This is a genomic window from Methanosarcina vacuolata Z-761 (assembly GCF_000969905.1).
Taxonomy (GTDB): Archaea; Halobacteriota; Methanosarcinia; order Methanosarcinales; family Methanosarcinaceae; genus Methanosarcina; species Methanosarcina vacuolata.
The window spans coordinates 649,557-668,526 of record NZ_CP009520.1 but is presented as its reverse complement, the minus strand read 5'-3'; the positions used below and the strand labels follow the sequence as shown (position 1 = coordinate 668,526).

General features: G+C 40.1%; 13 protein-coding genes and 1 pseudogene. 11 read left to right on the top strand and 3 right to left on the bottom strand.

Going from position 1 to position 18,970, the window contains the following annotated elements; translation table 11 throughout:
* Positions 1-37 precede the first annotated feature (37 nt).
* The 7 genes from MSVAZ_RS02940 to MSVAZ_RS02910 all read left to right on the top strand — a co-directional run bounded on the left by MSVAZ_RS02940 (position 38) and on the right by MSVAZ_RS02910 (position 12,053).
* On the top strand, positions 38-772 hold the full coding sequence (locus MSVAZ_RS02940; RefSeq protein ID WP_048117850.1) for a fumarylacetoacetate hydrolase family protein: 735 nt from the start codon (positions 38-40) through the stop codon (positions 770-772).
* On the top strand, positions 772-1,077 hold the full coding sequence (locus MSVAZ_RS02935) for a hypothetical protein (protein WP_048117847.1): 306 nt from the start codon (positions 772-774) through the stop codon (positions 1,075-1,077). The genes MSVAZ_RS02940 and MSVAZ_RS02935 overlap by 1 nt, the downstream gene beginning before the upstream one ends.
* 159 nt (positions 1,078-1,236) lie before the next feature.
* The gene (locus tag MSVAZ_RS02930) at positions 1,237-2,952 is read left to right on the top strand and encodes a glutamate--tRNA ligase (protein WP_048117844.1); all 1,716 of its coding nucleotides are present in this window, start codon (positions 1,237-1,239) and stop codon (positions 2,950-2,952) included.
* A 496-nt stretch (positions 2,953-3,448) separates the two neighbouring features.
* Positions 3,449-5,248: a PKD domain-containing protein gene (locus MSVAZ_RS18660; RefSeq protein ID WP_052727859.1), complete on the top strand. Its 1,800-nt coding sequence runs from the start codon at positions 3,449-3,451 to the stop codon at positions 5,246-5,248.
* A gap of 535 nt (positions 5,249-5,783) precedes the next feature.
* Entirely contained in the window at positions 5,784-7,550 is a 1,767-nt protein-coding gene (locus MSVAZ_RS02920) for a PKD domain-containing protein (protein WP_048117840.1), read from the top strand.
* 715 nt (positions 7,551-8,265) lie between these two features.
* Positions 8,266-9,891 carry a PKD domain-containing protein gene (locus MSVAZ_RS18655; RefSeq protein ID WP_052727858.1) on the top strand — a complete coding sequence of 542 codons (1,626 nt, stop codon included), beginning with the start codon at positions 8,266-8,268 and terminating at the stop codon, positions 9,889-9,891.
* Positions 9,892-10,433: 542 nt separating this feature from the next.
* On the top strand, positions 10,434-12,053 hold the full coding sequence (locus tag MSVAZ_RS02910; protein WP_052727857.1) for a PKD domain-containing protein: 1,620 nt from the start codon (positions 10,434-10,436) through the stop codon (positions 12,051-12,053).
* A 64-nt stretch (positions 12,054-12,117) separates the two neighbouring features.
* On the opposite strand, the gene MSVAZ_RS19120 is transcribed toward MSVAZ_RS02910, so the two are convergent.
* The gene (locus MSVAZ_RS19120; RefSeq protein ID WP_232316196.1) at positions 12,118-12,513 is read right to left on the bottom strand and encodes a hypothetical protein; all 396 of its coding nucleotides are present in this window, start codon (positions 12,511-12,513) and stop codon (positions 12,118-12,120) included.
* A gap of 978 nt (positions 12,514-13,491) precedes the next feature.
* Here MSVAZ_RS19120 and MSVAZ_RS02905 point away from each other — a divergent pair.
* Positions 13,492-14,499 carry a beta-propeller fold lactonase family protein gene (locus MSVAZ_RS02905; protein ID WP_052727856.1) on the top strand — a complete coding sequence of 336 codons (1,008 nt, stop codon included), beginning with the start codon at positions 13,492-13,494 and terminating at the stop codon, positions 14,497-14,499.
* Positions 14,500-14,506: 7 nt separating this feature from the next.
* Here MSVAZ_RS02905 and MSVAZ_RS21000 read toward each other — a convergent pair whose 3' ends face one another.
* The gene (locus MSVAZ_RS21000; protein WP_232316195.1) at positions 14,507-14,881 is read right to left on the bottom strand and encodes a hypothetical protein; all 375 of its coding nucleotides are present in this window, start codon (positions 14,879-14,881) and stop codon (positions 14,507-14,509) included.
* On the opposite strand from MSVAZ_RS21000, the pseudogene MSVAZ_RS21735 reads away from it, so the two are divergent.
* A pseudogene (locus MSVAZ_RS21735) lies at positions 14,803-15,270 on the top strand (pentapeptide repeat-containing protein); the annotation flags it as partial. The gene MSVAZ_RS21000 and the pseudogene MSVAZ_RS21735 overlap by 79 nt on opposite strands.
* Here the strand turns inward: MSVAZ_RS21735 and MSVAZ_RS02900 are convergent.
* On the bottom strand, positions 15,184-16,311 hold the full coding sequence (locus MSVAZ_RS02900) for a right-handed parallel beta-helix repeat-containing protein (protein WP_048117836.1): 1,128 nt from the start codon (positions 16,309-16,311) through the stop codon (positions 15,184-15,186). The pseudogene MSVAZ_RS21735 and the gene MSVAZ_RS02900 overlap by 87 nt on opposite strands.
* Positions 16,312-16,698: 387 nt before the next feature.
* On the opposite strand from MSVAZ_RS02900, the gene MSVAZ_RS02895 reads away from it, so the two are divergent.
* Together MSVAZ_RS02895 and MSVAZ_RS02890 are read left to right on the top strand one after the other, a co-directional pair.
* Positions 16,699-18,069, top strand: a complete 1,371-nt coding sequence (locus MSVAZ_RS02895) for a Single-stranded DNA binding protein (protein WP_048117834.1) — start codon at positions 16,699-16,701, stop codon at positions 18,067-18,069.
* A complete protein-coding gene (locus MSVAZ_RS02890) occupies positions 18,062-18,931 on the top strand; it encodes an RPA family protein (protein WP_048117828.1) in 870 nt (289 codons plus the stop codon). Before MSVAZ_RS02895 ends, MSVAZ_RS02890 begins: the two co-directional genes overlap by 8 nt.
* The last annotated feature ends 39 nt before the right edge of the window (positions 18,932-18,970 follow it).

The following is an 18,970-nucleotide window of genomic DNA, read 5'->3' as shown; positions in this document are numbered from 1 at the left end:
GGCGAAAACATCCCAAAAAGCAGGAGAAGACCGAGACATGATAGGAAGGTTCAGATCAGGAGATGAAATTTTTTACGGAGATATCGAAAATGGACGCGTATATCCAAAAGGAGGGACTCCCCCCGGGATTTTTGACATTTCAGAGCTTCGTGTCCTTCCGCCTGCGTCTCCCTCGAAAATCGTGTGTGTCGGCTTGAACTACCGGGATCATGCTGAAGAGCTGAACATGAAAATCCCGGAAAAACCTGTACTCTTTTTAAAGCCTCCTTCAGCCATTATAGGGCATGAGGACAAGATAATTTATCCGTCATCGAGCTCCAGAGTAGAATATGAAGCAGAACTCGCAATCGTTATAGGCAAACGCTGTAAGAACATCTCAGCCTCAAAGGCCATAGATGTAATTGCAGGTTATACCTGCTTTAATGATGTGACCGCCCGGGACCTCCAGCAAAAGGATGGGCAATGGACAAGGGCAAAGAGTTTTGATACTTTTGCAGCTTTTGGGCCTTATCTTGCTCTTCCCGATGAACTCGATATTACGGATACGAAAATTGCCTGCAGGGTAAATGGGAAAACCAGGCAGGCTTCCAGCACTTCAAACTTTCTTTTTGACATTCCTTATCTTATTGAATTTATCACCGAGATCATGACCCTGGAAGTAGGAGATATCATTGCCACAGGAACTCCTCCTGGCGTTGGAGAACTTCAGCGTGGAGACATTGTAGAAGTTGAGATCCAGGGAATCGGAACACTTAGAAACGAGGTTGTCTGATGCTGCTTGAGCCTATCGGAAATGAACTTGAACTTACCGAGCGCCATCTTCTGGTGCTTAAGAAAGTGATTGAAGAAGCTCCTATTGGGATTCTGAAACTTTCAGAAGTCACTGGAATGCAGAACCATAAAGTGCGCTATTCGCTCAGAGTCCTTGAACAGGCTAACCTTATCAAGCCCTCGGCTCAGGGTGCCGTACCTGGAGATGCGGTTCCAAAATTCCTGGAGGAATTTGAGTCCGAGTTTAAGAAAATCAACGAGAAAATATCCCGCATCCAGGAAATCGAAGCTTCAATTCCCAGGTAAAGGCTCCTGCATGCAAAAGGAGCTTTTTTAAAAGGTCTTTTTCAGTTTTTGTGAGGAATTCCTTCGCTTCGGTGACTTTTTATAACCCTATTTACATGTTTTTTCCTCAATCACAATCACTCTAAATCATTGGATCCAGTTTATTTTTGGAGAAATTCTATGACCTTAAGTCCTGAAGACCTTAAGACAATTGAAAAATACGCCTATCAAAACGCTGTAAAATACGGGAAAGCCCCCCAACCTAAAGCTGTAATGGGCAAAGTAATGGGGGAGTGCCCTCAACTCAGGTCCGACCCAAATGCAGTATCTGAGGCTCTTAACGTTATTATTCCCGAGATTGCAAAGGGAAATCCTGAAGCCTGGGAAGCAAAGCTTTCTGAAATTGCCCCTGAGCTTATCGAAGCCCTTAGTGTAAAAAAGGAACCTGATAAGGGCTTAAAACCTCTTGAGGGGGCAGAAGATGGCAAAGTTGTAATGCGTTTTGCTCCGAATCCCAACGGGCCAGCAACACTTGGCAGTGCAAGAGGCATGGTAGTTAATTCCGAATACGTGAAAATGTACGGAGGAAAATTTGTCCTGCGTTTCGATGATACCGATCCTGATATAAAGCGGCCTATGCTTGAGGCTTATGACTGGTATCTCGATGACTTCAAATGGCTCGGGGTTGTGCCTGACCAGGTTGTTTATGCTTCTGACCATTTCCCTATGTATTACGATTACGCAAGGAAACTTATCGAGATGGGTAAGGCTTATGTCTGCTTCTGTAAGGGAGGAGATTTCAAGCAGTTTAAGGATGCAAAGCAAGCCTGCCCTCACAGGGATACCAGCCCCGAAGAAAACCTTATGCACTGGGAGAAGATGCTTGCCGGGGAATACGAAGACCAGCAGGCAGTGCTGAGGATAAAGACCGATATAAAGCACAAAGACCCTGCGCTAAGGGACTGGGGAGCATTCAGGATAAGAAAGATGTCTCATCCCCGCTCTGAGATCGGAAACAAATACATTGTCTGGCCGCTTCTGGATTTTGCAGGGGCTATAGAAGACCACGAACTGGGAATGACCCATATCATCCGGGGCAAAGACCTTATAGACAGCGAAAAGCGGCAGGGATATATCTACAAATACTTCGGCTGGAAATACCCGAGAACAACTAACTGGGGCAGGGTCAAGATCCACGAATTTGGAAAGTTCAGTACGAGCACCCTGAGAAAAGCTATCGAAGCAGGAGAATACAGCGGCTGGGACGACCCGAGGCTTCCAACAATTAGGGCAATCAGGCGCCGTGGAATCCAGGCTGAAGCTCTTAAGAAGTTCATGATAGAGATGGGGGTCGGAATGACTGACGTAAGCATAAGCATGGAGTCTCTCTACGCCGAAAACCGCAAAATCGTGGACCCTATTGCAAACCGTTATTTCTTTGTCTGGAATCCTGTAGAACTGGAAATTACAGATGCCGAACCGACAGTTGCTAAACTTCCTCTTCACCCTACTGACCATAAAAGAGGATTCAGGGAAATTGCTGCAGGGAATAAAGTACTTGTCTGCACGGAGGATGTCGAAAAGCTGGAAGTGGGTTCTATTATCCGCTTAAAAGATTTCTGCAATATAGAGATTACTTCTCTTTCCCCACTTCAGGCAAAGCTCTCTGATGTTTCTCTTGAAGCCCTTAAAAAAGCAAAGGCAAAAATCATCCACTGGGTCCCACTTGACGGAATAAATGTGAAAGTACGCGGCCCCGAAGGTGATCTTAACGGTATCGGGGAGCAGGGGATTGCAGCCGAACTTGACAAAATCGTGCAGTTCGAACGCTTCGGTTTCTGCAGGATAGATACCGTAAGTGAAGAAGAAGTTGTGGCTTATTTTGCCCACAAATAATTGTCTGGAAGAAAGTGGACAGGAAACTGTTCTATATGTCTAGAAGAAGGTGAACAGGAAACTGTTCTCTTTTCTTTTGCTCACTCTTTTTATTCATTTATTCATTGTGTTCCTTAGTTCTTATCTGAAGGTGTCTGTAAGTTGTTGATTTGATATTTAAAAATGAGCTTGCCCATCTTTTTGTCATTTTTTAGAGATATTAATTTTGTGATTTTCAGTAGCGCTCCCTATCTAATTTCTTGACTTTTTTTAGCTAATTTGAAATTCTCAAAAGTTTTTCTTTTATCTTTTTTATACCGAAAAATTTTGCTATTTATGTATGGATTTACTGTAAACTTATTCTTTTTCTCAAAACAAATTTTCTAAAATTACGCACATTTTAAATTTTTTATATAAATGACAACGTTTAAAAATGTATATATATCTAAATTATTTATCTTTAGATTATTAACATTTTTTATATGAAAAATAAATTAAAGATTAAGGAGTAGGATAAATGGGAACTAACAAAAAATGGCAATCAGTAGCCTTAGCATCAGCAGTTCTGATTTTATTTTTGATTATCGTTTCATCTACTGCATCCGCAACTACTGAGCAAACCGCTTCGCTCACGATCAATAAAACTCAGATAACCACCAGTGGATCAGCAGGGGGTCCTTCTATATATGGTGACAGGATAGTATGGCTGGACTGGCGTAATGGAAACCGGGATGACGGACCCTTCAATATTTACATGTACAATATCTCCACTCACAAGGAAACCCAAATTACTACCAGTGGATCAGCAGGGGGTCCTTCTATATATGGTAATAGGATAATATGGCTGGATGGGCGCAATGGAAATAGTCAGAATGATACCGAGAGAGGACATGATGTATACATGTACGATCTCTCCACTCACAAGGAGACCCGGATAACCAATAGCACAATCCCTGAGGATGGATTCGGGTATGACCTCGGGATCGCTATCTCCGGTAACAGGATACTGTGGGGTGGCGCATATCGTTATTGCATTTATGATATCTCCACTAAGAAGGAAACTCATCTCGACCATGTGCCAATAATCAATCCTGCTTTTTCTGGTAACATAATAGTGGGGGTATCTGATATTGATGCACGTCCGAGTAATCTCACAATGTACGATCTCTCCACTAACAAGAAAACTCAGATTACCACCAGCCATTCAGCATTCAGTCCTGATATCGACAATAACATTATAGTGTGGGCAGACTGGCGCCAGGGAGATAATGGAGAATACTACTCCGAGATCTACATGTATGATCTTTCCACTAAGAAGGAAACTCAAATTACCAACAGCGGATCAACATTTTATTATAGTTCTGCAATCTCCAAGGACAGGATAGTTTGGCTGGATGACCGAGGCAATAAATATAATATTTACATGTATAATCTCTCAACTCAAGAGGAAACTCACACTAATAATACGTCAATTACAGGATTTGATTTATATGGTGATAAGATAGTGTGGTCGGATTGGGAAAATGAAAAAACCAATGTCTACATGGGTACTCTCACCAGTTCAAACCTGCCAACTGCTGCCTTCTCTGCATCTCCAACCTCAGGAAAAACACCATTAAACGTTAAATTTACTGACAAAAGTACAGGAACACCAAAGAAATGGAAATGGGATTTTGGAGACGGAACAACTTCAACCAAACAGAATCCAATGCATAAGTATTCAAAAGTAGGAGTTTATACTGTTAAACTTACAGTAACAAATGCTGCAGGCAGCAACACAGTAACAAAAGAAGATTATATAAAAGTTGTAACAAAACCAGTTGCTGCGTTTTCTGCGAAACCTACTTCCGGAAAAGCTCCATTAAACGTTAAATTTACTGACAAAAGCACAGAAATACCTGCTTCATGGTACTGGACTTTTGGAGATGGATCAAAGTCATACCTACAGAATCCGATTCATAAATATTCGAAGGCAGGAGTCTATACTGTTGGCCTGACAGTAAAGAATGCTGTAGGACGTAGCGTGGTAACAAAAACAAGATATATAACCGTGACAGGAACTTCGCAAGCTCCGACTGCAGATTTCTGGGGCTGGCCATTATCAGGAAAAGCTCCGCTAAAGGTAAAATTTACGGAGACAAGCAAAGGATCGCCAACCTCATGGAAATGGGATTTTGGAGATGGGAAATATTCAACAGAAAAGAGCCCAACACATACATATTCATCTGCAGGAACCTACACGGTTAAACTTACAGCAACAAATGCAGCAGGAAGTAGTACAAAAACAAAATGGAAATATATAAAAGTGGCAAAGTGACTGCAATTTCGAAAGGTTGTAAACCTCCTCGGGTTCTATAAGATTCCTGGGGTTCTATAAGCAATGACTGGGTCCCAATATATAATTTATTAACTTTTAAAGCTCATTCAAAAGTTTCAAAATTTTTTCTTTTACCTTTTTTATACCGAAAAATTTTGCTATTTATATACGGATTTACTGTAAACTTATTCTTCTTCTCAAAACAAATTTTCTAAAATTACACATTTTCTTAAATTTTTGATTTAAATAACAAAGTTTAAAAATGTAGATATCTTTAAATTATTAACATTTTTTATATGAAAAAATAAAGGTAACTATCCAGCCCAGATAAAACAATGTCAATAGCCATCTTTACTAAAATTCAATAGACAAATTTCTGTCAATTGATTTTCTTTGATTGTTGGCAATTGACTACGTTTTTCATTGTTTATAAGTTATTTTTTGGATTTTTCAGTTTTAGTGGAATCACAATCAACCGACATTCTTTGATATGCTGAATAGTTACAAATAAATTAAAGATTAAGGAGGAGGGTAATTGAAAGTTAACAAAAAATCGTATTCAGTGGCCGTCGCATCAGCACTTCTGATTTTATTTTTGATTCTCGTTTCATCTACGGCATCCGCAACTACTGAGCAAGGCGCTTCGCTCACTATCAATGAAACTCAGATTACCACCAGTGGATCAGCAGAGAGTCCTTCTATATATGGTGACAGGATAGTATGGACGGACTGGCGTAATGGGAACCGGGATGATGGACCCTTCAATATTTACATGTACAATATCTCCACTCAGAAGGAAACTCAAATTACTACCAGTGGATCAGCATTGGGTCCTTCTATATATGGTGACAGGATAGTATGGAGGGACTGGCGTAATGGGTATCGGGACTCTTTAGAGGAAGAATCTGATGTATACATGTACGATCTCTCAACTCACAAGGAGATTCGGATAACCAATAGAACAATATTTTTTGATTACTTTTTTGGCTTCGGGCCGTGTATCTCCGGCAACAGGATACTGTATGGTCGCACATATGATTATTGCATTTATGATATCTCCACTCAGAAGGAAACTCATATCGACGATGTGCCAATAAACAATCCTGCTTTTTTCGGTAACATAATAGTGTGTACATCTGATCTGGAGGGACGCCCGAGTAATATCATAATGTACGATATCTCCACTCAGAAGGTAACTCGGATTTCCAGCAGCGATTCAGCATTCAGTCCTGATATTGACAATAACATTATAGTGTGGGCAGATGAGCACCATGAAGATGAATATTACTCCTCCATCTACATGTATGATCTTTCCACTAAGAAGGAAACTCAAATTGCCACCAGCGATTCAGCATTTTATTATAGTCCTGCAATCTCCAAGGACAGGATAGTGTGGTTGGATTATGATAGTATTTACATGTATAACCTCTCAACTCAGGAGGAAACTCATACTAATCGCACATCAATTAGTCTAGGATTTGATTTCTATGGTGATAAGATAGTGTGGTCGGATTGGGAAAATGAAAAACCCAATGTCTACATGGGTACTCTCACCAGTTCAAACCTGCCAACTGCTTCCTTCTCTGCATCTCCAACCTCAGGAAAAGCACCAATGAAAGTGCAGTTTAATGACAAAAGTACAGGAACACCAAAGAAATGGAAATGGGATTTTGGAGACGGAACAACTTCAACCAAACAGAATCCAATCCATATGTATTCAAAAGTAGGAGTTTATACTGTTAAACTTACAGTAACAAATGCTGCAGGCAGCAACACAGTAACAAAAAAAGATTATATAAAAGTTGTAACAAAACCCGTTGCTGCCTTTTCTGGATCCCCTACCTCCGGAAAAACACCATTGAACGTTAAATTTACTGACAAAAGCACAGGAACACCTGCTTCATGGTACTGGAACTTTGGAGATGGATCAAAGTCATACCTTCAGAATCCGGTTCATAAGTATTCAAAGGCAGGGGCCTATACTGTTAGCTTAATAGTAAAGAATGCTGCAGGACGTGGCACGGTAACAAAAACCGGATATATAAAAGTGATATCAAAACCAGTTGCTTCATTCTCTGGATCTCCCACTTCCGGAAAAGCACCATTAAACGTTAAATTTACTGACAAAAGCACAGGAATACCTGCTTCATGGTACTGGAACTTTGGAGATGGATCAAAGTCATACCTTCAGAATCCGGTTCATAAGTATTCGAAGGCAGGGGTCTATACTGTTAGCTTAACAGTAAAGAATGATGCAGGACGTAGCGTGATAACAAAAACCAGATATATAAAAATTATATAAAAATTAGATAAAAGTTATAACAAAACCAGTTATACTCTTAAAGTAAATAAAAACTGAATTGGAAAAAGAAAAAGATCAAGGAGAAAGGGCAGTGATGGTATCATTGATAATATATGATAAACACGCCCTTTGACCTTGTTTTACAATATTTGAGAGCCATCCTCATACTCGCAGTTTTCAATAACTGGCTCCCAAGATCTAATTTCTTAACTTTTTTAGCTAATTTGAAATTCTCAATGTTTTCGTATCATGTTTTTGTGCTGAAATACCAGGTATTTCTATGCTAATCGGCTTCAACCAGTCTCTTCCTTACATAATGAGCTGATCCCAAAACTCAATATTTATTCTCTGAATATCATATTCTGGATTCTCAATAGGACTTTTGATCCTGAAAAATAATTTTGAAACTCTTCCTGATTTGGGAATAAAACCAATAATACTAAGACATGAACTGTTTTAATGAGAAACATTGAGGAAATATCGATATTGAAGTAGTTTTTACAGATCAAATAATGAATAATAATAGTAATATAATAATTTTGGAAAGTGCTTTATATAAGGACAAAATATTACTATTTTGGGTAAATTAGGCAAATTTTTTACTTTTCAGCAAACATATTTTTGCAACCAGCCATTAGCAAAATGACCCCATACATGTAAGGACAAAAGGCACATTAAAAACGTAAAGGTGACGAAAGATACAGGAGTAGGATAAATGAAAACTAACAAAAAATTACATTCAATAACCTTAATATCGTTAGCTTTAATTTTGTTTTTAGTTCTCGTTTCATCTGCAGCATCGGCCGATAGTGAGCAAAGTGCTTCGTCTACAGGGACGTACGCGTATATTACAAACGAATTCGGTAGTAGTGTTTCCATAATTGACACAGACACAAACACTGTCACAGCTACCGTACCTGCAGGAAACCACCCTGCCGGAGTTGCGGTCAACCCGGAGGGGACAAGGGTATATGTGGCGAACTTTTATCTGGATAACTATGAAAATACTCTCTCAAACGTAATTGATCCAAAATTAATATTAGTAAAAGGAACAGACGAACATGTGGAGACCGGTGAAGGGACTGTCTCCGTAATCGACACAGCTACAAATACTCTTATAGCCACGGTGCCTGTTGAAAGTTCTCCAGTTGGAGTTGCAATAACCCCGGATGGAAAAAAGGCATATGTAGCGAATCGCGGCAGTGATATTGTCTCTGTAATTGACACCGCCACAAATACTGTTACAGCCATGGTGAACGTAGGAAGCGGGCCCACAGGAGTTGTAGTCACACCGGATGGAAAAAAGGCATACGTGACAAATTTATACGGTAGTGACGTCTCTATAATTGACACTGCCACAAATACTGTTACAGCCACTGTGCCTGTAGGAGACTATCCTTTTGGAGTTGCAGTCACACCGGATGGAGCTAAGGTATACGTATCAAACGCCGGCAGCAGCACTGTTTCTGTAATTGACACTGCAACAAACACGGTGACAGCCACTGTGCCTGTAGGAGGCTCGAATTTGGGAGTTGCGGTCAACCCGGCAGGAACAAGGGTATATGTGACGAACTACGATGATGGCACTCTCTCTGTAATTGACACTGCCACAAATATAGTTACAGCCACGGTGTTTGTAGGGAGGGGCCCTTACGGAGTTGCAACCAATCCGGATGGAACAAAGGTATATGTGGCGAACTCTGGAAGCAATACTGTCTCTGTAATTGACGCAGCAACAAATAATATTATAGCTACTGTTGATGTAGGAGAAGCTCCAGCTGCTTTCGGGCAGTTTATATGTCCGCAGAAACCAGGTCCTTTCGCAAATTTTTCTGCAAAACCCACCGAAGGAAAAGCACCATTAACGGTTGCTTTTACTGACACCAGTACAGGAGATCCGACCAAATGGAAATGGGATTTTGGAGATGGAGCAACTTCAACCCAGCAGAATCCGAAGCATAAGTATTCCAAAATAGGGAGTTATACTGTTAAACTTACAGCTACAAATGCTAAAGGCGGTAACACAATAACAAAAACAGGCTATATAAATGTGGTAACAAAACCTGTTGCTGCATTTTCTGCGACACCAACCTCAGGAAAAGCTCCGTTAACTGTCGCTTTTACGGATAAAAGTACAGGAATACCGACCAAGTGGAAATGGAGTTTTGGAGACGGGACAATTTCAAGGGAACAGAATCCAGAACATGAGTATTTACAGGAAGGAAAATATAAGGTTACACTTACAGTAAGCAATGTAGCAGGCGGCAGTACTGTAACTAAAACAAATTACATAACAGTGACAACAAATACAAGACCGGGAATATACTCTGAAAGTGAATAAATCCTAAATTAAAAAACAACAAAAAGTAAAGGCTAAGGGGTAATGCGAATAATTAATCAAATCTGACAAAATTAACCCTTTAGCCTTGTTTGACCATATTTCAGAGTTACCCACCTGGTTGTGATTAGAATAACTGGATATTACGATATAATTTTACAAGTTCATTTGAAACGCTTAATGCTTTCCTTAAATGCTTTCCTTAAATGCTTTCCTTAAATGCTATACTATTTTATGCAGAAAAAACTCGGCTATTTCTGCACAAATTTACTGAGACCCTATACGTCTTCCCAAAACAAATCAGCTAAAATCAAATATTTGTATAAAGCTTAGATTCAAATGAAAAAGTTTAAAAATGTAAACTATGTGAGTTATTCACATTTTATAATTGCAAAATAAGTTCGGACTTACGCAGTTGAACTGAAAAATCAAGCGCAACAGGCGGATAACTGTTTAAAACGTGATTTTAATCCACAGTCGTTGATGTAATTGATTTTGTTCTTCAAGTGCGTAAGTCTATAAGTGAGAGATGATGGAGTAGAAAAATGAAAACTGACAAAAAATTGCATTCAGTAGTTTTAGCATCAGCAGCTCTAATTTTATTTTTAATTCTCATTTCTTCTACAGTATCGGCAGCTACTGTGCAAAGTGCTTCGACAACGGCTCCATGTGCATATATTACGAACCGGTACAGCAACAGTGTCTCTGTAATTGACACAGCTACAAACACTGTAAAAGCAACGGTGGATGTAGGGTCCAACCCATTTGGAGTTGCAGTCAACCCGGCAAGAACAAAAGCATATGTGACGAACTTATATGAAGAGAATTATGATAGTGCCATTTCAGAGCAAATTGCCACAAAATCGGCATTAAGTACAAAAACAGAAGAGCATATCGCTACCGGTGAAGGAACTGTCTCCGTAATTGACATAGCTACAAATACTGTTACAGCCACAGTGCCTGTAGGAATCATCCCTGAAGGAGTTGCAGTCAATCCGGCAGGAACAAAGGTATATGTGACAAACCTGGGTAGTAACACTGTCTCCGTAATTGACGCAGCAACAAATACTATTACAGCTACAGTGTCTGTAGGATCCGGTCCCCTGGGAGTTACAGTCAGCCCGGATGGAACAAAAGCATATGTGGTAAACGAATATGACAGCACTGTTTCTGTAATTGACACTGCAACAAATACAGTTACAGCCACTGTGTCTGTAGGAGATGACCCTAGTGGGGTTGCAATAACCCCGGATGGAGCAAAGGCATATGTGACGAACTATGACACTGTCTCTGTAATTGACACAGCAACAAATACTGTTACAGATACGGTAACTGTAGAAAGCTTGCCCTGGGAAGTTGCTGTCAACCCGTCTGGAACAAAGGTATATGTTACGAACTTTGGCAGTGATACTGTCTCAGTCATTGACACAGCTACAAATACTGTTACAGCCACGGTGCCTGTAGGAAGTTCTCCAATTGGAATTGCATTCATACCAGACGGAACAAAGGTATATGTGGCGAACTCTGGCAGCTACACTGTCTCGGAAATTGACACAGCAACAAATACTGTTACAGCTACGGTAGATGTAGGAAGTAGTCCGGTTGCTTTCGGACAGTTTATAGCCACTCTCTCACCAGGTCCTTTCGCAAATTTTTCCGCAAAACCCACTGAAGGAAAGGCACCATTAAACGTTAAGTTTACTGACACAAGCACCGGAACACCAACGAAATGGAAATGGGATTTTGGAGATGGAACAACTTCAACCAAACAGAATCCAACGCATAAATATTCCAAAGTAGGGAGTTATACTGTTAAACTTACAGCAACAAATGCTAAAGGCAGTAATACGTTAACAAAAACAGATTATGTAAAAGTGGTAACAAAACCAGTTGCTGCATTCTCTGCATCTCCGACCTCAGGAAAAGCACCATTAACCGTCGAATTTACGGACAAAAGTTCAGGAATACCGACCAGATGGAAATGGAGTTTTGGAGACGGGACAACTTCAAGAGAACAGAATCCAGAACATCAGTATCTACAGGAAGGAAAATATAAGGTTACACTTACAGTAAGCAATGTGGCAGGCGGCAATACTGTAACGAAGACAAATTACATAACAGTGACAACAAATACAAGACCGGGAATATACTCTGAAAACGAATAAATGTTAAATTAAAAAATAATAAAAAGTAAAGGTTAAACGTAATAAACGCAAAGGTCTGTTTCAGTCACAACAGAAGAATCATAGTGAGTGACCGAAACAGACCATAATTCTGTTTTCTCTTATTCCGTTTTAGAATTAATACCAGGTTTTTTTGTTCCCTGTACCTTAATCTTTTTCTGAGTGATGAAACTCTGAGTGATGAAACTCTGAGTGATGAAACTCTGAGTGATGAAACTCTGAGTGATGAAACTCTGAGTGATGAAACTCTGAGTGATGAAACTCTGAGTGATGAAACTCTGAGTGATGAAACTCTGAGTGATGAAACTCTGAGTGATGAAACTCTGAGTGATGAAACTCTGAGTGATGAAACTCTGAGTGATGAAACTCTGAGTGATGAAACTCTGAGTGATGAAACTCTGAGTGATGAAACTCTGAGTGATGAAACTTCAACTTTCAGCATAAAACCGCATCAAACAACACATTAAACAAAAATGGCAACTTGAAACGAAGTTTTTGGACAAGAATTAGAAACTTTTTAATATAAAAAATCTAAATATAGAATAAATCTGTAATCGTGGAACAAAAAAGATAATTTACCGCCATGAAGAATCTAATAATGATCGGTATAACGAGAACCCCTATAATGATTCTTCAAGAAAAAGTGGAAACGATATAAGTACAGACTGTGGACCATTTCAAGATGGGATGATGCTAAAATTGAACTACATGGTTCAGGTACTTAATAAATTTTTTATTAGGCCTGCAGATTATCTATAGTTATATCCCGATTTTCATGATTTTAGAAACTCCGGTTCAATCTGTTTATTAAAAAGCGTGGTTATGTAGAAATCCTTTGAAGTCAAGAACTTTCAATTGTTAAAATTGAATTACCTGATACGCTTTTATATATTTAGTTCAGAGCCTATTGAAACTGATTTAGATATGTTTTCTACAAAACCAAAAAAGAAAAACGACTAAATTTTGGAACTGAGTTTTAGAACAACAAAACCTGTATTCGGCAGATCGACATTAAATTTGGATATTTTTTAGGATAGGTATCCTCTTCAAACTGTACGGGAAAAAATAGGTTTCATATATGTACTGGAAGTTTAAAAAATTACTCAAGTTTACAAAATAAATTAAGACACTAATTCAACTTTCAAAACATGTAATAAAATTATTATGGGTTTTTTGGTTATAATATTCCCTTGAAATGAAGAGGATATCAGAATAGCGCTTTTCAAACACCCTATTAATTTGCCCTGTATTTAACATGTGTTAACATATGGCCCATGCGCCATCATAAAAAACATCAGGCCATTTTTACAGCAATTTAGTATGGGATAGAATGCAAGTTCCCAAAAAAACGCTATCAATGAAAATGTTTGGAAAAAGAATTTACTTGCTGAATGCAGGACGAAACATAAGGAGTAAGACAATGAAAATGGACAAAAAATTCTGTTCAGTAGCTTTAGCTTCAACAACCATTGTTTTATTTTTAATTTTAACATTATCTACTATATCGATAGCTACTGCACAAAATACTTCGAGCACGGCTAAATATGCCTACATTACGAATAGCGGCAGCACCACTGTCTCTGTAATTGACATCACAACAAACAAAGTTACAGCCACGATAAACGTAGGAAAATATCCTTATGGAGTTGCAGTAAACCCCGCTGGAACTAAGGTATATGTATCGAAAGAAGCAAGTGGTGTTGTCTCCGTAATTAACACTGCAACAAACAAGGTTGCAGCTACAGTGAGTGTAGGAAAAAAGCCCTGGGGAGTTGCAATTAACCCGGCGGGAACAAAGGTATATGTAGCAAATGAAGGCAGTAAGACCGTCTCTGTAATTGACACTACAAGCAACAAAGTTACAGCTACAGTGTCTGTCGGAAATTACCCTTGCGGAGTTGCAGTTAACCCGCCAGGAACAAAAGTATATGTGGCGAATTCCCTTGATAACACTGTTTCTGTAATTGACACATCAACAAACAAGGCTATAGCCACAATAAAAGTAGGAAATCTCCCTACCGGAGTTGCAGTTAATCCGGCGGGAACAAAGGTATATGTGACGAACGAGTACGACGTTTCTGTAATTGACACAACAAAAAATAAGGTTACTGCCACGGTGACTGTAGGAAAATATCCGTGGGGAATTGCAGTAAACCCGGCCGGAACAAAGGTATATGTGACAAACTATGGAGATGGTACTGTTTCTGTGATTAACACAGCTACAAACAAGGTTACAGCCACAGTGACGGTGGGAAGTTATCCATTAGGGATTGCTTTCAGTCCGGACGGGACTAAGGCATATGTGGCAAAAGAAACAAGCGGAGCTGTCTCTGTAATTAATACAGCCACAAACAAAGTTACAGCTACAGTGACGGTGGGAAAAGAGCCTGCTGCATTCGGGCAGTTTATAAGTTCTGCCACAACATAACATCTAATTAACATCTAATTTCTGTTGCAAACTTCAAAGGCTCGCTACTCTCAGGAAAAAACCCGTTAAATGTTGTCTTTACTGACAAAAGCACAGGAAAAAAGACTAAATGGAAATGGAGTTTTGGATACTGAACCTCCTTAACAAACAGAATCCAGCGCATAAACTGCTGAAGGTTCAGTTTACTGACAAAAACACCAGATAAAGAACAAGGGAGAGCGAGAAAAAGAGAAAAGCTAAAGGGTATATGATTACGGATCAAATCTTTACGGATCAAATCTTTACGGATCAAATCTTTACGGATCAAATCTTTACGGATCAAATCTTTACGGATCAAATCTTTACGGATCAAATCTTTACGGATCAAATCTTTACGGATCAAATCTTTACGGATCAAATTTTGAAAAGATAAACCTGTGTTCCTTATTCATAGGAATTTGGGACGGTTATTCTTTTACATTTTATAGTTGCTGCCCCATAAAACCTGCTATCCTTTTCGCGATTATACCCTCAACTTTCTCTCAAGTTTTCTTAATTTATTTTCGGCTTTTTCTTGAGCTTTTTCTTAACTATCTCTCAACTTTTTTTCGGATTCTTCTGCCTGTTCTTAACCTGGTTCCAACTTTGAATATTACATTAGTGTGTTTATGCATTTTCCAATTTAGATTAGTTTTTCTATTTTCTTCACCGGTTCCTCTTCAGGAAATAAGCCGCTCCCATGGTCAGCCCCAAAATTCCAAGCCCAGGACCAGGCGATTCTTTTTCTCTTGAACCCTCTTCATTGGTAGCATTTTCATCAGTAGCGTTTTCATTGGTAGCATTTTTGGCTGCCGATTCTGCAGCTTCATCGGTTTTGTTTACAGTGGTTTTGGAACTGGTTACTTTTACCATATCGTCCAGGCCCTGCTCATAAGCACTGGCATTCAGATTGCTTTCAAGGACTTTAACGGCATTTGGAACTTTTGGGAAGAGCGGGTAATTATCGGTTCCTCCGCCTGTGATGTTATATGCGGTATCGCAAATACCATTGCTGTTTTCGTCCATACCGGTTTCGCTGTAACCTTTACCTTCAAGGTCAGCCCAGAAGTTCCCTCCTATGTAAGGGCCCCGGACAATATTCTGTTTTGCTTTGAGTGGGCTTTGCCAGAGATTTTCTGCGTTTGCAGCTTTTTCTTCCACATTTTCGGCGTTTTTGAAGTAATTATTATAGATATAATTCTTGCTGCTTGCCTCAAGTGAGATTCCAGGACCGTAATTATAGGCAATTGTATTGTCAATGATATCATTTGAGTTTGAGCTTTCGAGTCTTATTCCTTTTTCGTCAAGGGTAATGAGATTATTGCTTATGGTATTGCTGTCAGAACCTTTGAGAAGAATGCCATATTCGGCTCCCTGAACTCTATTGTTGTTAATGTAACAACTTTTAACTCCTGTAAGCAAGATTCCTGCTTTTTCCGAACCCTCAATGGCAAATCCGCTAAAAGATGCCCTATCCACACTGATTTCAACAGCGCTTTTCGTGGGATCGGCTGCCCTTATCACAGTTTCCTCTGGCTTTCTGGATTCCGACCAGATATAGACTTGCTTATTTATTTTGAGATTTTCAACATAGGTTCCAGGGCTTACAAAAATCGTGTCTCCGGTTTCTGCTTCATCGATTGCGGCTTGTATGGAAATATAGTCTCCTTCAGTTGCTGAACTTACCCTTAAATTCGCGGCCGAGGAGGCAGAGCAAGTGAAGAGAACTGCCAGAGTAATCGCAAGTGCTGTCAGCTTAAAAGCTCTGAAATTCTGTCTTTTTATTCTTCTCATACTAGTCCTTCCTTTACATTTTGAAGCTACCGTTTTCTTTAATCAGGCTTTAACTCTTTAGAAAAAAGAAAGCCTGCCTTTTCCAAGTTTTTTATTGTTTTTAGGAAAAAGCTCTCTCAATACTTTGTCAAGGAAGTAATTTTATCCCTAAATTAATATACCTTTGGGAATAAAAAATTATAAACAGCTATCCTTAAATAATAGTTCAATATCCTCTGATAAAAGAAATTAATCATCAATTAAAGTCTTAAATACTGTAAAATCTGATATTACACGGAAATTATTGTTATATATTACACGGAAATTATTGTTATATATTACACGGAAATTTGTTATATATTACACGGAAATTATTGTTTTATAATTGTCTCGAATGGAGGCCTAAAAATGGATGAGAAGATTGCGCCCCACCTTCAAGAGTTAACCAGGGCGCTTGGAGACCTTGAAAAGACTGGCATCAGGGCAGAGTTTGAGAAACTCATCGCTTTTCGTGTCCCGCCTGATGTCGCAAAAGAGAGTATCCTCCGCAAGTTTGGAGGAAAAAGGAAAGTTTTGAAAGTAAAAGATCTATCTGCCAACCTTAAGAATTTTGAGCTTACAGGCAGGATTCTGGACCTCGGGGAAAAATCAATCCACCCGCAGGCAGGAACTCAGGAAAAACCTTCCAGGCTTTATACCGGAGTTCTTGCGGACGAAACCGGGGCAGTTCTGTTTTCGTCCTGGAAGGAACTGCCAGGTTCAATTGGAGATGTGATTAACATCAAAAATGCCTATGTCCGAATCTGGCAGAACCGTATCAGGCTTTCTATAGGGGAACAATCTCCTGTGTTGAAAATTTCGGACTCTTTGCTCCCCCCTTTGTCCGAACTTTCAGCAAGCCAGAAAAAAAAGTTAATTGACATAGGAGCTGTGGATTTTTCCGTAGATACAATAGCCTGCGTGCTTCAGCTTTCATACAGAGAAATCCTTGTAAAGGGACGCCAGTCCAGAGTGGTCTCTGGCGTGCTTGCGGACGAGACAGGTAGGATGCCTTTTACGGCCTGGATCGAACTGCCTGGAATAGATATAGGGAGTATTATCCGAATCGAAGGAGCTCAGGTGCGGATGTTCAGGGGAATGCCATCAGTAAATATCCTGAACAGCACAAAAGTTTCTTCTATTGGTCCCGACGAAGTCGGAAAACTTGCATTTACCTTCGAATCCGCATCAAAAGATCCTGCGCCTATCAAAATCCAGGAGATAAATTCAAGAGACAGCATGTTTGACGTGTCCGTAGCAGGCAACCTGGTTTCAGTCAGGCCCGGTTCAGGCATTATCTCCCGCTGCCCTGAATGCAGTCGTGTAATCCAGAAAGGAAATTGCAGAGTGCACGGGAAGGTCGAAGGCGTATGGGACATGCGAATCAAAGCCATAATGGATGATGGAACCGGTTCCGTGTCAGTTATGTTTCCAAGGGAACTTGCGGAAATTATCTATGGAAAAACTCTTGAGGAAGCCGAACAGCTAATGTTCTCGGATGTCTCAAAAGATGCAGTCTATGAAGATTTAAGGCGTTTTCTTACGGGCCGCTATCTTGCAGTACGCGGAAACTCTTCAAAAAATGAATTTGGGATTTCTTTCGTAGCTGAAAATGCCTGGGTACCTGAAGAGGATCTTGCAGTGAGAGTAGTTGAACTCCTTCGCAGGCTCGGGCCGGATGAGGAGGACGGACAGGATAAAAATTCACAGGTTTCCAGGGGAGGAATCGAACTTGCTTAAACGAGAGGTCGCAAAAAGAGTTTTTGCAAGAGAATTCGAAGCCTGCAGAGAACTTGAAAAAACCGAACGTACTGACTCGGAAGCTGCAGATTCAAAAACTCCAAACCTGCTTATTAGCCCTCTGGGGCTTATTCTCAATCGTGTTTTCGTGGTTGGAGTGGTCACAGAACTTGACAACATCGGGACACAGAGCGAGATGTGGAAAGCGAGAATAGTTGACCCCACAGGGGCTTTTACTGTATATGCAGGACAATACCAGCCTGAGGCTTCGATCTTTTTGTCAACAGTACAGGTTCCTGCTTTTATTGCCCTTACAGGAAAAGCCAGGACCTATGAACCCGAACCCGGATCGGTTTTTGTTTCTATTCGGGCTGAAGAGGTAAATGTAGTGGATGAAGAAATCCGCAACAGATGGGTCGTGGATACCGCAGAACAGACTGTTGAGAGACTCGAAGCCTTCTCGGACGCTCTGACCAAAGGATATCGTGGAGAAAAACTTCGGGAATACCTTTTGGAGAAAGGCATTTCTTCCGAGCATACGGAAGGGATTGTAATTGCGCTTGAAAGGGAGCGCTCTCCTGCTGAATTTGTAAAACTACTTCGGGCTTCCATCAGGGAAGGCCTTAAAGCCCTGGATCTGGATTCTGAAAATAATACAGATGCTAAAGCTGACCAGAAGGAATTCGTGCTTGAATTGCTTAAGGAAATGGATGGAAGCAAAGGAGTTGATTACGCAGCTTTTATAGATGCTGCAGCATCCCGGGGCATTTCTGAGCAGGTTGTAGAAGAGGTTATCCGTTTCCTGCTTGAAGGCGGGCAGTGTTACGAACCTAAGATTGGGATAATAAAGCTTGTAGGGTAAACCAGAGCCGGGATTGACAAAACCTGTAGGGGACCCAGA

What these genes read in the sequence shown, in the direction of transcription:
- MSVAZ_RS18660 (WP_052727859.1), top strand. Translation starts at nt 3,449, where the DNA reads ATGGGAACTAACAAAAAATGGCAATCAGTAGCCTTAGCATCAGCAGTT.
- MSVAZ_RS02935 (WP_048117847.1), top strand. Translation starts at nt 772, where the DNA reads ATGCTGCTTGAGCCTATCGGAAATGAACTTGAACTTACCGAGCGCCAT.
- MSVAZ_RS02930 (WP_048117844.1), top strand. Translation starts at nt 1,237, where the DNA reads ATGACCTTAAGTCCTGAAGACCTTAAGACAATTGAAAAATACGCCTAT.
- MSVAZ_RS02940 (WP_048117850.1), top strand. Translation starts at nt 38, where the DNA reads ATGATAGGAAGGTTCAGATCAGGAGATGAAATTTTTTACGGAGATATC.
- MSVAZ_RS02910 (WP_052727857.1), top strand. Translation starts at nt 10,434, where the DNA reads ATGAAAACTGACAAAAAATTGCATTCAGTAGTTTTAGCATCAGCAGCT.
- MSVAZ_RS18655 (WP_052727858.1), top strand. Translation starts at nt 8,266, where the DNA reads ATGAAAACTAACAAAAAATTACATTCAATAACCTTAATATCGTTAGCT.
- MSVAZ_RS02900 (WP_048117836.1), bottom strand. Translation starts at nt 16,311, where the DNA reads ATGAGAAGAATAAAAAGACAGAATTTCAGAGCTTTTAAGCTGACAGCA.
- MSVAZ_RS19120 (WP_232316196.1), bottom strand. Translation starts at nt 12,513, where the DNA reads ATGCTGAAAGTTGAAGTTTCATCACTCAGAGTTTCATCACTCAGAGTT.
- MSVAZ_RS02895 (WP_048117834.1), top strand. Translation starts at nt 16,699, where the DNA reads ATGGATGAGAAGATTGCGCCCCACCTTCAAGAGTTAACCAGGGCGCTT.
- MSVAZ_RS02905 (WP_052727856.1), top strand. Translation starts at nt 13,492, where the DNA reads ATGAAAATGGACAAAAAATTCTGTTCAGTAGCTTTAGCTTCAACAACC.